The 12360-nt window shown below is 64.5% G+C and carries 12 protein-coding genes; 11 read left to right on the top strand and 1 reads right to left on the bottom strand.

Features of this window, described 5'->3' with window-relative positions; translation table 11 throughout:
- Nucleotides 1-33: 33 nt before the first annotated feature.
- Nucleotides 34-1089: an NAD-dependent epimerase/dehydratase family protein gene (locus CURSPS6_RS05435; RefSeq protein WP_030014689.1), complete on the bottom strand. Its 1056-nt coding sequence runs from the start codon at nucleotides 1087-1089 to the stop codon at nucleotides 34-36.
- A 224-nt stretch (nucleotides 1090-1313) separates the two neighbouring features.
- On the opposite strand from CURSPS6_RS05435, the gene CURSPS6_RS05430 reads away from it, so the two are divergent.
- The 11 genes from CURSPS6_RS05430 (at nucleotide 1314) to CURSPS6_RS05380 (ending at nucleotide 12353) form a co-directional block, all read left to right on the top strand.
- Nucleotides 1314-3254, top strand: coding sequence for a glycosyltransferase (locus CURSPS6_RS05430; protein WP_082470107.1), 1941 nt, complete (start codon nucleotides 1314-1316; stop codon nucleotides 3252-3254).
- Nucleotides 3251-5164: a nucleoside-diphosphate sugar epimerase/dehydratase gene (locus tag CURSPS6_RS05425; protein ID WP_082470105.1), complete on the top strand. Its 1914-nt coding sequence runs from the start codon at nucleotides 3251-3253 to the stop codon at nucleotides 5162-5164. The genes CURSPS6_RS05430 and CURSPS6_RS05425 overlap by 4 nt, the downstream gene beginning before the upstream one ends.
- Entirely contained in the window at nucleotides 5161-6189 is a 1029-nt protein-coding gene (locus CURSPS6_RS05420) for an MraY family glycosyltransferase (protein WP_051687653.1), read from the top strand. The genes CURSPS6_RS05425 and CURSPS6_RS05420 overlap by 4 nt, the downstream gene beginning before the upstream one ends.
- On the top strand, nucleotides 6186-6659 hold the full coding sequence (locus CURSPS6_RS05415; RefSeq protein WP_030014683.1) for a hypothetical protein: 474 nt from the start codon (nucleotides 6186-6188) through the stop codon (nucleotides 6657-6659). The genes CURSPS6_RS05420 and CURSPS6_RS05415 overlap by 4 nt, the downstream gene beginning before the upstream one ends.
- Nucleotides 6656-6955 carry an AtpZ/AtpI family protein gene (locus CURSPS6_RS05410; protein WP_235503677.1) on the top strand — a complete coding sequence of 100 codons (300 nt, stop codon included), beginning with the start codon at nucleotides 6656-6658 and terminating at the stop codon, nucleotides 6953-6955. Before CURSPS6_RS05415 ends, CURSPS6_RS05410 begins: the two co-directional genes overlap by 4 nt.
- Before the next feature lie 146 nt (nucleotides 6956-7101).
- A complete protein-coding gene (atpB, locus tag CURSPS6_RS05405) occupies nucleotides 7102-7836 on the top strand; it encodes a F0F1 ATP synthase subunit A (RefSeq protein ID WP_051687833.1) in 735 nt (244 codons plus the stop codon).
- A 120-nt stretch (nucleotides 7837-7956) separates the two neighbouring features.
- The gene (gene atpE, locus CURSPS6_RS05400; protein ID WP_030014680.1) at nucleotides 7957-8166 is read left to right on the top strand and encodes an ATP synthase F0 subunit C; all 210 of its coding nucleotides are present in this window, start codon (nucleotides 7957-7959) and stop codon (nucleotides 8164-8166) included.
- 59 nt (nucleotides 8167-8225) lie between these two features.
- Nucleotides 8226-8768: a F0F1 ATP synthase subunit B gene (locus CURSPS6_RS05395; protein ID WP_030014678.1), complete on the top strand. Its 543-nt coding sequence runs from the start codon at nucleotides 8226-8228 to the stop codon at nucleotides 8766-8768.
- Nucleotides 8768-9586, top strand: coding sequence for a F0F1 ATP synthase subunit delta (locus CURSPS6_RS05390; RefSeq protein WP_030014677.1), 819 nt, complete (start codon nucleotides 8768-8770; stop codon nucleotides 9584-9586). The genes CURSPS6_RS05395 and CURSPS6_RS05390 overlap by 1 nt, the downstream gene beginning before the upstream one ends.
- A 141-nt stretch (nucleotides 9587-9727) precedes the next feature.
- Nucleotides 9728-11365, top strand: coding sequence for a F0F1 ATP synthase subunit alpha (atpA, locus tag CURSPS6_RS05385; protein WP_030014675.1), 1638 nt, complete (start codon nucleotides 9728-9730; stop codon nucleotides 11363-11365).
- Nucleotides 11366-11423: 58 nt separating this feature from the next.
- Nucleotides 11424-12353: a F0F1 ATP synthase subunit gamma gene (locus CURSPS6_RS05380; protein WP_030014672.1), complete on the top strand. Its 930-nt coding sequence runs from the start codon at nucleotides 11424-11426 to the stop codon at nucleotides 12351-12353.
- The last annotated feature ends 7 nt before the right edge of the window (nucleotides 12354-12360 follow it).

Below are 12360 nucleotides of genomic sequence, written 5' to 3'. Positions count from 1 at the left end.
GTCACGTCAAGGGCGGGCCGGCCGGGACACGGCTCAGCGCTTGGAACCGGCCGCCGTGTGCGCCTCGCGCAGCACGGCGCCGACGCGTCGCTCGGGCAGGAGGCCGTTTCCGGTGGCCCACGAGTCGTCTTGGTCCTGCCCGAACCACATGAGCTCGGCCCGCCGCACGGCGCCCTGCAAGCGTTCGTTCATGGCCGCCGATACGAGCAGACCGGCCTTGACGCCCATTTTCAGGACGAAGGCAGGCACGTGCCGCGGATTTCTGCGACCGGCATCCCGGATGACCGATCCGGTCGTGGCGCCCTCCCACGGCTGCAGAACGATTGAGGGCAATTCGCCCGCGAACGCTCCCACGGACACCACGTATTCTGCCAACGCGTGGACCGAGGTCACCGGGGTCGGGCGGTCCCCGTTGCCGGCCACCATGGCCAAGGGGGACCCGGACACCCGCGCCAGGTTGGAGGTGGTCTTGCGGCCGGAGCCTTGGACCGATGTGGCCCGGACGATGCAGAGCTCGGCCGCGTGGTGCGGGCCGACCTCCGCGGGCGCGTTCCTGGGCGCCGGGGGAAAATCCGAGCCGGCGGATCCCGGGGCGGCCCCCGCCTGTGCCGTCGCGTTGATGAAATCTCGCAACCGCAGGACGCAATCTTCGCCGAGCGCCTTGGAAAAGGAGTAAGCAGAGAACGGGGAGGTCGACTCGGTGGCGTCCAGCACGGGGCGCGATCCCTGGACCGCCGCCGAGCTGAGATGGACCACGCGTTTCACCCCGGTGCGCTGAGCGGCGACCACGACGACGGTCGGTAGCAAGGCGTTCGCACCGACCAGCGACGTGAGGTCTTGCTGGTCGGGCGCGGACAGACCGGCCGCATTGACCACGACGTCGGCACCCGCGAAAGAATCCGCGAGGTAGTCGATCACGGACTCCAGGCGCCGGGCCTCGGAGATGATCTGGCCGGCCGACTCCGACGACGTCGCGAGCCGCGGCGCCGCGACCGGGGAAGCATTGATGCCTTCCTGCTGGAGCCGCGTCATGATGGCCGAACCGGCAAAACCGGTGGCGCCGAGAACCCGCCATGTGCCCTGGCTCATGTTTCCTCGCTTTCATCCACTCGACAGGTCCGCGTCGGATGACCCGCTGATGAGGCATCCGGACCGGTAAACTGTCACGTGCCGTTCCTGAGTCACGGAGATCGTGTCTCTTCCGGTCCACTTTACCGACCAAAACTCACGAACCGGATCATTGCCGATTCGCGGAGCCGGCAGGTTACGGCTCATCAGCACCACCGCGCACCGTGCGCGAGGGAAAGGAATCAGTGCACCAGAACCTCACACGCGAGCAGGATACCGGGGCAACCCCGTCGGTGGTGGCCGTCGTCGTCACGTTCAATCGGCTGCATCTCTTGCCCAAGACGCTGGCCGGCATCGCCGGCGGTCGGCGGGTCCCGGACCGCGTCGTTGTCGTGGATAACGCGTCAACCGACCAGACGCTGACGTACCTGGACGATCTCGAGTATCCGTTGCCGTTAGACGTGGTGCGTCTTCCCCGGAATACCGGAGGCGCCGGCGGATTCACCGTGGGGATCGACCGAGCCCTGGCGGTCCACGACGCCGACCTGGTCTGGGTCATGGACGACGACACCGAACCCCTCGAGCAAACCCTGGAAGAGGCCCTCGACGCGTGGACGCGCTACGCGGAGGCGCCGGAGGATCGCCCGGCCTTCGTGGCGAGCAACGTCGTGTGGACCGATGGCCGCGAACATCCCATGAACTCGATGATTCAGCGCATCGGCGCTTCGCCGGCGCGACGCGCCCGGGCCGCGGCCGTGGGCGCCAAGACCATTCGGTCCGGTTCCTTCGTGTCTCTGCTCATGGACGGGGCGGCCATGCGTCGCGTCGGACTGCCGATCGTCGACTATTTCATTTGGAACGACGACTTCGAGTACTCGACGCGCCTGGCGCGTTTCCGGGACGCCATTTCCGTGCCGCGATCCGTGGTGGCCCACCACACCAAGACCTTCGGGACGACGGACGCGAACCCCGGTCCTCGCTTCTACAACGACGTGCGGAATAAGCTCTGGGTCTTTACGCGCAGCCAGTCGCTGGCCCCGTGGGAGAAGCTGCTCTACGCCGGGGCTACCGGCCGGCTGTGGCTTCGGACCTTTCAGCGGGCCACAAACCGCGCGGAGATCCTCTCGCTCCTGGCCCGCGGCGTCCGAGACGCCGTCACACCGCCGCGGCCGAATGCCGAGTCCCTGCGCGGCATCTACGACCTTGAGACCCACGCGGTCCCGGGGGAGCCCGCTGGGGTTCAACCTCAAGTAAAAGATGAGGATAGTTTTTCCGTGCTGATGCCGGTGTACGCGGGGGATACCCCCGAGGGGCTCGGGGAGGCCTTTGCCTCGGGCACCTGGCAACAGACGCTCCGTCCCCGGGAAATCGTCCTCGTGGTCGACGGCCCCGTGTCGGCCGACATGGACGCCCAGATTCGGGCCCTTGCCGAGAGGGCGGAGGCCGAGGGTATCTCCGTGACCATCCGTCGGCTCCGGGAGAACTCCGGCTTGGCGAATGCCCTGAACGTTGGCCTACAGGCCTGCTCGTACCGCGTCGTCGCCCGGGCGGATGCCGACGACGTGTCCCTGCCTCACCGCTTTGCCCGCCAGGTGCCTTTGGTCGCCTCGGGCGCCTACGACGTCGTGGGGTCCGCGATGCTGGAAATGAGCGGGGATCTGCGAGATGTTCAATCTCTACGCCAGGTTGAGGTTGATCCGGCCGCGATCAGGCGGGTCGCGGCCATCCGCAACCCGATCTGCCACCCGACCGTGGTCTTCGACGCCGCCCAGGTCCGCGCGGTGGGCGGCTACGAAACCATCCCCGGTGCCGAAGACTACGGGCTGTGGGCGCGGATGATGCGCGAGGGCCTTGCCGTGGGAAACGTGGGGGAGGCTCTTGTCCAGTATCGGGCCGGCGACGCGTCGTGGGACCGTCGCGGCGGGCTCGGTGCCGCGCAGCGGGAAATGCAACTGCAACGCCATCTCCGGGCATCCGGGTTCATCGGAACCGGTCAGTGGGCGCGTAATGTGGTGGTACGCGGCGGATATCGGCTCGTTCCGCGGAGCTGGCGGATCGGTGCCTACAGGGCTCTGATCTCTCGAGGAGGCTCGGGGAAATCCGCCGGGGAGTCTCCCGCGACGACGGGGAACACACAACGTCAGGAACACAGCGCAGGGTCAGAGGAAGGACTCCACCAGGCATGAGCGGTGCGGCAACGTCGGTCTCCAGGCCGAACGCGGGGTACGACCGACCTCGCACGTGGATCTGGACTCAAATTCTTCTCGATTCCGTCTCGTGGATCGTCGCGGTGCTCTTGAGCCTGTTCCTCCGCTACGAAATGGACTACAAGCTGGTCCATGTGCCGGGACTGCTCATCGTCTGCGTCGTCGCCGTGGTGGCCCAATTGCTGGTCGGTAGCGTTTTTGCGCTGTATCGCGGCAGATACAGCTTCGGCAGCTTCGACGAGGCCAAGGCCCTGATGCTGGTCACCGTGTTGGTCGCCGCGATCGTTCAGATCATGCTTCTGTTCCTGGGGGTTGCCCTGCACATGCCGCGATCGATTCCGATGATCGCCTTCCCCTTCGCCCTTCTGTTCATGGCCGCGGTCCGATACCTCAAGCGCATGTACGTCGAGTCCAAATCCAAGCCGAGCGCGCACGCCCCGCACGCGGTCGTCTACGGGGCGGGCTTCCTCGCCAACACGCTCATTACGCAGATGGTCCAGGACAAGGATTCGCCCTATTTGCCGATCGCTCTCATCGATGACGACCCGGCCAAGAAACATCTGCGCATCAACTCGGTGCCTGTTGCGGGCAACGTCACGCAACTTCGACAGGTCATGCGCCGCGCCAACGCGAGGGTTCTGATCATCGCGATGGCCAACGTCAAGTCGTCGCTCATGAACCAGATTCATGAGGAATTGGACGGCATGGACGTCCGGATCCTGACGGCTCCGCCCCTCAAAGACGTCTTCGGCAACGTCGCCGGAAATAGCCTCGATCTGCGCGACATCCGGCTCGAGGACATCATCGGGCAGCGGGCGGTGGACATCAACGTCGAGGGCATCGCCAAGTACCTGACCGACAAGCGGGTCCTCGTCACGGGCGCGGGCGGTTCGATCGGTTCGGAACTGTGCCGCCAAATCCAACACTTCGCTCCCAGCGAGCTGATCATGGTCGATCGTGACGAATCTGCCCTCCAGGCAACGCAGATTTCGATCACCGGCCGGGGGCTACTGGACGGGCAGGACACCGTGCTCGCCGACATCCGGGACCCAGAGGCCCTGAACAGCATCTTCGCGACGCGACGTCCGCAGGTGGTCTTCCACGCCGCCGCCCTCAAACACGTCTCGCTGTTGGAGCAATATCCCAACGAGGCGTGGCAGACCAACGTCCTGGGATCGCGGAACGTCCTCCGCGCGGCCGCTTCGGTCGGCGTCGAGGTCTTCGTCAACGTGTCGACCGATAAGGCCGCCAACCCCACGACCGTGCTGGGGCATTCCAAGCGCATGGCCGAGAAGATGACGGCGTGGATGGGGCATCACACCGACGGCCGCTACGCCTCGGTGCGTTTCGGCAATGTCTTCGGTTCCCGCGGGTCGATGCTGCCGCTGTTCACGGAGCAAATTCGCCGCGGCGGACCGATCACCGTGACGGATAAGGAAGCCACCCGCTACTTCATGACCATCCCCGAGGCCTGTCAGCTCGTGATTCAGGCGGGCGCTATCGGCGCGCCGGGGGAGGTGCTCATCTTGGACATGGGCCAGCCCGTGCGCATCTATGACATCGCCCGGCACCTAATCCAGATGAGCGGCCGCGAGGATATCGACATCGTGATCACCGGCCTGCGCCACGGTGAAAAACTGCACGAGGACCTCGTCGGCGAGGATGAGCTCGGAGTGCACAAGGGGCACCCGCAGATCTCCCACACGGAGTCGACCATGCTGGACCCTGACCACCTGGATCGTCACGAGTGGAAGGTTCGGGGCAACATGCCGACCACCCAAGAGATCCCGGTCATTTCGTCGCTCGACGCCGACCCCGAGGGTGATCGTTCCTCGGCCGGTTCGACGAGCATCACGGGCACTGAGCCGCGTCGGGACGAATCGGCATGATCGAATCCTCGGGCCCCGGGTGGCCCCAATTTCTCGTCCCGGCCGCCATCGCCTTGGTCCTCGGCCTCTTGCTTCCGCTGGTCGTGAGGCCGCTGTTGCGGCGCTGGGGGATCGTCGATGTCCCGGGACACCGCTCCTCCCATACCACTCCGACGATTCGTGGCATGGGTCTGGCCACCGCGATAGCTGCGCTCGTCGCCATCGCCCTGTGTAGCCTCTCGGGTCTGGTCGAGGTCGACCGTTCCGTCCTGCTGGTGGTGACCATCGGCATGGTGTTCTGTGCCGCTCTCGGGTGGGGTGAGGACTACCGAGGATTGCCGGTGCGTTGGCGCGCCGGATATCAGCTGCTCATCGGCCTATCCATTTCCGTGAGCCTGACGGTGGTGCTGGCGACCCCGGCGTGGTGGATCCCCGTCGGGACCCTCGCGATCGCCGGCTACATCAACGTCGCCAATTTCATGGACGGCCTCAACGGGATCTCGGGGCTTCATGGCTTCGTCGTCGGCGTGGCGTATTCCTACGCGGGGTGGGCCACCAATATTTCGTGGCTCACGGTGTGCGGTGCCGCGCTGGCGGGGGCCTTCCTGGCGTTTCTGCCCTGGAACCTTGCCGGGAAGCGGGTATTCCTGGGCGACACGGGCTCGTACTTTCTGGGCGGCGCGATAGCGTGCTGTGCGGTGGGGGCCTTTTTGTCCAACATTTACGTCGAATACATTCTCTCGCCGGTGATCATCTATCTGGCCGACTCGGGGTTCACCCTGTTGAAGCGGATCTATCAGGGCGAGGCCTGGTATCAGCCCCACCGACAGCACGTGTACCAGCGGCTGACGGATCTCGGCTTTAGTCACCTCGGATCGGCCCTGACCGTCACGGCCGCGACCCTGGCAGTCACGGTGGTCACGGTCACGGCGCTACCGTTCGAGGTCGACGGCACGCTATGGATGGGGCTGCTCGTCGTGTGCATCGTGGCGCTCTACCTCGCCCTGCCCACGATCCTGGCCAAGGTTAAGGGACGCACCGCATGAGAGCCCCGTGGTGGCTCCGGCACCCGCGACAAACGTCCAAGCCCGTCCTGGCCCTGAGCGACGCGACGCTGGGAAACCTCGTCGTGAGCACGGTGATTATTGTCATAATTGCCCTGCCGTGGGGGCCGTCCTCCGCCGCGCCGGGCGCGGCGTTCGGAGCGGGCCTCCTGACGGTCTCGGCCCTGGTGACCTGGTGCGTGACGCGAGGGGTGCATCGCCGGGGCTCCGATCCCGCGTTCTACCTCCTGGTGGCCTACGTCATGAAGGCACTGATCGGGGTTGTCGCCGTGTTCGTGGTTCCGTTTCCCCGCGGCTGGAGCGGCGGCTGGGCTTTGGGCGGGGCGGTGGTCTGCGTCGTCGTGGCCCTCGGCACGCAGCTATGGGTGATTCATCGGCTCCGGATACCGTATTTCACGAAATCTTCCGCAATATCGGAAGACGCGCCTCGTGCGAAAGGGAAAAGAATATGAGATCGGGCCGCAAGACCGGAGGATCCGGCCGGCCCCGTTCCGGGGAGCAACCCGATCGGGGAGACCTGCGCAGCGCGGGCGACCTAGTCAACCAGGGTGGGCTGTCAGGCTCGATCATGGTCCTGCTGTACGTCGTGATCGGAATCGTGTTCTGGAGTTTGGTAGGCTATGGGCTGGATCGCTTGCTGGGGACACAGTGGATTGTGTGGCTCGGCGCTGGCATAGGGGCCTTCGCCGGGTTTTACTTGGTGTATCTCCACATGCGGCCGCGGGATAACGGCACAAAGACCGATTAGACCTCCCTCAAGCACACTGACCATTACTTGATCGAGGCCGTGAACTCTCTTCTGGCTTCGAGGACGCAACCTTCCTGAGGAAAGGACACGCCTTGCGAGAAACCGGGCACGTCGTCGCGGCATATCAGGCCCCCACGATTGAGGACATGCATCTGCCTGATCTGTTCAACGTCGGCAGCTTCGGCTTCGGCAAGCAGATGCTCCTGATGCTTTTGGCCGTCGTGGTCGTCGCGGCATTTTTCATGATTGCCGGCCGCCGCCGCGCGATGGTCCCGGGGAAGCTGCAGTTCGTGGGCGAAATGGGTTACGGCTTCGTCCGTGACTCGATCGGCAAAGACATCATCGGTGTCCATCACTTCAAGCCTTTCGTGCCGATCCTTTTCGCATCCTTCTTCTTCGTCCTGGTCAACAACCTCTGGGGTTCGATCCCGTTCCTCCAGTTGCCGACCTTCTCCCACGCGGGCAGCGCCTACTTCATGGCGGCCTTCGCATACCTCTGCTGGGTCATCGTCGGGATCAAGAGCAAGGGCTTGGGTGGCTTCTTCAAGGCCATGACCATGCCCTCCGGCGTGCCCTGGCCCTTCTACATCATCCTGATTCCGATTGAGTTCCTCTCGAACCTCATCATCCGGCCCATCACCCACTCGTTGCGTCTCTTCGCCACGATGTTTGCCGGACACATGGCCATCATGGTGGCCGCCAGCCTGACCGCGTTCCTCGTGACGCAGGTCGGCGGGATCGGCATCGTGGCCTCGCTCTTCTCGGGCGTCTTCGGAATCTTCCTGTTCTTCCTGGAACTTCTGATCCAGGCCATTCAGGCATACGTTTTCACGCTTCTCTTCGCGGTGTACCTGCAGGGTGCCGTCGCGGAGGCCCACTAGAATTCCGGGGACACCTGGATCGGGGTTCGGCCGGTGACCATCCGGTTGAATCCACCGCAATAGACATGCCCTCGCGGCAGATACAGCCCACCTCGGGCATCACGAAAGGAAAATAGCCAAATGGATATTTCAGGTTCGCTCAGCGCCATCGGTTACGGTCTCGCAGCTATCGGCGGCGGCATCGGCGTCGGCCTCATCTTCGCTGCCTACATGACCTCGGTTGCTCGCCAGCCCGAATCCCAGCGTGTCCTGCAGCCCATGCTGTTCCTGGGCTTCGCTGTGGTTGAGGCTCTCGCGATTCTGGGTCTGGTTCTGGCGTTCATCAAGTAGCCACCGGCTACTCCATCCCTACACAGAACTAGAGAACAGGAATCTCCTTTATGTCACTCATGATGGCAGCGGAAGAGGGTGCAAGCCCTCTGGCCCCTGACTGGTGGGAAATCCTCATCACCGGCCTCGGGTTCCTGATCCTTCTGTACCTCGTCGTCAAGTTCATCGCCCCGACCTTCGAAAAGATCTACCAGGATCGCAAGGAGGCCATCGAGGGTGGTTTGGCCAAGGCCGAAAAGGCCCAGGCCGAGGCTGCTGCAGCTCGTGAGGAGTACAACCAGCAGCTCGAGTCGGCGCGACTCGAAGCGCAGAAGATCCGTGAGGACGCCCGTGCGGAAGGCGAGCAGATTGTCGCCGAGCACAAAGAGCGTGCCGCAGCCGAGGCTGCCCGGGTCACCGAGAACGCACAGAAGACCATCCAGGCCGAGCGGTCTGCTGCCTTGGTCTCCCTGCGCACCGAGGTGGGCACCCTGGCTACCCAGCTCGCCAGCAAGATCGTTGGCGAGTCCCTGAACGACGACGAGCGCTCTCACCGCGTGGTGGACCGCTTCCTGGCTGACCTTGAGGCGGACCAGCAGCGAAATGCAGGTGCGACCAAGTAATGGCAGGAGTATCGACTGAATCCCTCAGGAAGCTGAGCCAGCTGTTCGAACAGCGCTTCTCCACCGAGGCCAACTCCTCGATGAGTGATGAGCTGTTCGCCGTCGCTGACGTGCTCGATCACAACGGCGCCCTGCGTCGCGGTCTGACCGATCCCTCCCGGGAGGCGGAACAGCGCGGCAAGGTGGCGTCGTCCGTTCTGGAAGGCAAGGTCTACCCCGCGGTTCGGGAAATCGTGGCGCGCGCCGCGGAATCCCGGTGGTCGGCCGAACGCGACCTGGCCGACGCCGTCGAGCACCTCGGTGTTCTTGCGGCGGCATTCTCCGCAGAGAATTCCGCGGGCGAGGATGCGCTGTCGACCGTGGTCGACGATCTGCTGCGGTTCTCCAAGACGGTGCAGTCCGACCCGCAGTTGCAGACCGCGCTGACCGATCAGCGGGCAGACGTTGAGGCCAAGAAGACGCTTGCCTCTCGCGTCAGCCCCGCGGCATCGGACGAAGGCCGGCTGCTGATCGCCCAGGCCGTCGAGCACCCCCGCGGAATGTTGCCGGCCGACTTGGCGGAGAAATTCGCGAATGTCCTGGTGGGCATGTCACAGCGATTCATCGCCAAGGTGACGGTCGGAGCACCCCTGACGGACGAGCACAGGCAAAGGCTTCTCCGCGCGGTTTCCGGTATCTACGGTCGCGACATGACCCTTGACGTCACCGTTGCCCCCGAGGTCCTGGGCGGCATCAAGGTGCAGGTCGGTGACGAAGTCATCGACGGAACCGTCGCTTCCCGCGTGGCAGACCTCGATCGATCGGTGCATTCTTCCTAATCGCTCCTCGCGGCGATTCAGCCTGATACTCAGGTGGATCGCCCGTGGGAGCGAAAGAATTCACGGTGCGATCAACCCATACACGTACACTCGGTCCCAGAAGCAAACGGGACCACCAATTTAGGAGAGCAGGGACACAAGATGGCGGATTTGACCATCAATGCCGATGATGTCCGCAGCGCGCTGGATGACTTTGCGGCATCGTACGAACCCGGTGACGCGCAGCGCGTAGAGGTGGGCCGCGTGAGCAGCGCCGCCGACGGCATCGCTCGCATCGAGGGACTTCCCTCGGTCATGGCGAACGAACTTCTTCGCTTCGAGGACGGGACCCTCGGCCTCGCCCAGAGCCTGGACACCCGCGACATCGGCGCGATCGTCCTGGGTGACTTCGCCGGCATTGAAGAAGGCCAGGAAGTTCACCGCACCGGAGAGGTTCTCTCCGTGCCGGTGGGCGACGCCTTCTTGGGCCGCGTCGTCGACCCGCTGGGTCAGCCGATCGACGATCTCGGTCCGGTGGAATCCGAGGGCCGTCGCGCGCTGGAGCTCCAGGCTCCCGGCGTGACGCAGCGTCAGTCGGTGGGCGAGCCCCTCCAGACGGGCCTCAAGGCCATCGACGCGATGATCCCGATCGGCCGCGGTCAGCGTCAGCTGATCATCGGCGACCGTCAGACCGGTAAGACCGCGATCGGCGTCGACGCCATCCTGAACCAGAAGGACAACTGGGAGTCGGGAGACGTCAACAAGCAGGTGCGCTGCATTTACGTCGCCGTCGGGCAGAAGGCGTCGACCATCGCTTCGGTGCGCCAGACCCTCGAGGAGAACGGCGCCCTGGAGTACACCACGATCGTGGCCTCCCCGGCCTCGGACGCGGCGGGCTTCAAGTACCTGGCACCGTACGCCGGCTCGGCGATCGGTCAGCACTGGATGTACGGCGGCAAGCACGTCCTCATCGTGTTCGACGATCTCTCGAAGCAGGCCGAGGCCTACCGTGCGGTCTCCCTGTTGCTGCGCCGTCCGCCGGGACGCGAGGCATACCCGGGTGACGTGTTCTACCTGCACTCTCGCTTGCTCGAGCGTTGTGCCAAGCTGTCGGACGAGCTGGGCGCCGGATCGATGACGGGTCTGCCGATCATCGAGACGAAGGCCAACGACGTCTCGGCGTTCATTCCGACCAACGTCATCTCGATTACCGACGGACAGATCTTCCTGCAGTCGGACCTGTTCAACGCGAACCAGCGCCCGGCGGTCGACGTCGGCGTCTCGGTCTCCCGCGTGGGCGGCTCGGCTCAGATCAAGGCGATGAAGAAGGTCTCCGGTACGCTCAAGCTCGATCTGGCCCAGTACCGGTCGATGCAGGCCTTCGCGATGTTCGCTTCCGACCTGGACGAGACCTCGCGACGCCAGTTGGTGCGCGGTGCCCGCCTGATGGAGTTGCTCCGTCAGCCGCAGTACACCCCGTACCCGGTGGAGGAGCAGGTCGTGTCGATTTGGGCCGGCACGAAGGGCCACCTGGACGACCTCGAGGTCTCGCAGGTTCTGGACTTCGAGGAACAGTTCATCGATCACCTGCGTCGCAACACGGGCGTTCTGGCGGCCATCCGCAACAGCGGCAAGCTCGAGGACGACACCCTCGCCGAGCTCAAGACCGCCGTCGAGAACGTCAAGCGCGATTACTCGGCCGGTCACGGCTCCTCGGAAGGTTCCGTTCGGGCCGGCAACGAGGAGCACGCTCCCGCGGCGGAGTCGGACGTTGATCAGGAACAGATCGTCAAGCGATAAGACCTGAGGGTGTGCGGTCCGCGAGGGCCGCACACCGTCCGGGCTGAAAGGAAGCTCTATGGGAGCCCAAATTCGGGTTTACCGCCAAAAGATTGCTTCGACGTCGTCGATGAAGAAGATCTTCAAGGCGATGGAGATGATCGCGACCTCGCGCATCAACCGAGCCCGCAATCGCTCGAACGCGGCCGGTCCGTACGCGAACGCTCTGACCCGTGCGGTGAGCGCGGTGGCCACGCAGACCTCGGTCTCGCACCCGCTCATTCACGACGGTTCGGCTTCTCGCCGCGCGGCCGTGCTGGTCATGACGAGTGACCGCGGACTCGCCGGCTCGTACTCGGCCAACGTGCTGAAAAAGGCCGAAGGCCTGATCGAGAAGTTGCGTCGCGAGGGACGTGAGGTTCAGCTGTACCTGGTCGGACGCAAGGCGAAGCAGTACTTCGACTTCCGCGAACGTCCCTACGAGAAGGTGTGGTCCGGGAACACGGACAACCCCGACGTGGAGACCGCCGCGGATATTCGTGACGTCCTCGTCGAGCGTTTCTCGACTCCCTACGACCAGGGCGGCGTCGACGACCTGCACATCGTCTACACCCAGTTCGAGTCCATGGTCAGCCAGACTCCGCGGATTCTCCGCTTGTTGCCGCTGACCATCGTGGACGCCAAGGAATTGGGCGAAGACATCCTGCCGGGGGAGGAGCTGTCCGACGACGAGTTCGACACCTCAGCGTCCTTCGACTTCGAGCCGAGCGCCGAAGAGGTCCTGGACGAGTTGTTGCCGCGCTACGTGGCGACACGGATCTTCTCCTGCCTCCTCGAGGCTTCGGCGAGCGAGCTGGCATCGCGTCAGCGGGCGATGAAGTCCGCGGGCGACAACGCCGACGACCTCGTCAAGAAGTACACGCGACTCATGAACAACGCGCGCCAGGCGGAGATTACCCAGGAGCTCAGCGAAATTGTCGCGGGCGCCGATTCCCTCGCCGCCTCCTAAAACCATT

The organism is Curtobacterium sp. S6 (assembly GCF_000710345.2).
In the GTDB taxonomy this organism is placed as follows: domain Bacteria; phylum Actinomycetota; class Actinomycetes; order Actinomycetales; family Micrococcaceae; genus Rothia.
This window is presented reverse-complemented; position numbering and strand designations above follow the sequence as displayed.

Excerpts from the sequence above, each read along its gene's own strand:
- CURSPS6_RS05380 (WP_030014672.1), top strand. The coding sequence starts at position 11,424 with ATGGGAGCCCAAATTCGGGTTTACCGCCAAAAGATTGCTTCGACGTCG.
- CURSPS6_RS05395 (WP_030014678.1), top strand. The coding sequence starts at position 8,226 with ATGATGGCAGCGGAAGAGGGTGCAAGCCCTCTGGCCCCTGACTGGTGG.
- CURSPS6_RS05435 (WP_030014689.1), bottom strand. The coding sequence starts at position 1,089 with ATGAGCCAGGGCACATGGCGGGTTCTCGGCGCCACCGGTTTTGCCGGT.
- CURSPS6_RS05420 (WP_051687653.1), top strand. The coding sequence starts at position 5,161 with ATGATCGAATCCTCGGGCCCCGGGTGGCCCCAATTTCTCGTCCCGGCC.
- CURSPS6_RS05390 (WP_030014677.1), top strand. The coding sequence starts at position 8,768 with ATGGCAGGAGTATCGACTGAATCCCTCAGGAAGCTGAGCCAGCTGTTC.
- atpE (WP_030014680.1), top strand. The coding sequence starts at position 7,957 with ATGGATATTTCAGGTTCGCTCAGCGCCATCGGTTACGGTCTCGCAGCT.
- CURSPS6_RS05415 (WP_030014683.1), top strand. The coding sequence starts at position 6,186 with ATGAGAGCCCCGTGGTGGCTCCGGCACCCGCGACAAACGTCCAAGCCC.
- atpA (WP_030014675.1), top strand. The coding sequence starts at position 9,728 with ATGGCGGATTTGACCATCAATGCCGATGATGTCCGCAGCGCGCTGGAT.
- CURSPS6_RS05425 (WP_082470105.1), top strand. The coding sequence starts at position 3,251 with ATGAGCGGTGCGGCAACGTCGGTCTCCAGGCCGAACGCGGGGTACGAC.
- atpB (WP_051687833.1), top strand. The coding sequence starts at position 7,102 with ATGCATCTGCCTGATCTGTTCAACGTCGGCAGCTTCGGCTTCGGCAAG.
- CURSPS6_RS05410 (WP_235503677.1), top strand. The coding sequence starts at position 6,656 with ATGAGATCGGGCCGCAAGACCGGAGGATCCGGCCGGCCCCGTTCCGGG.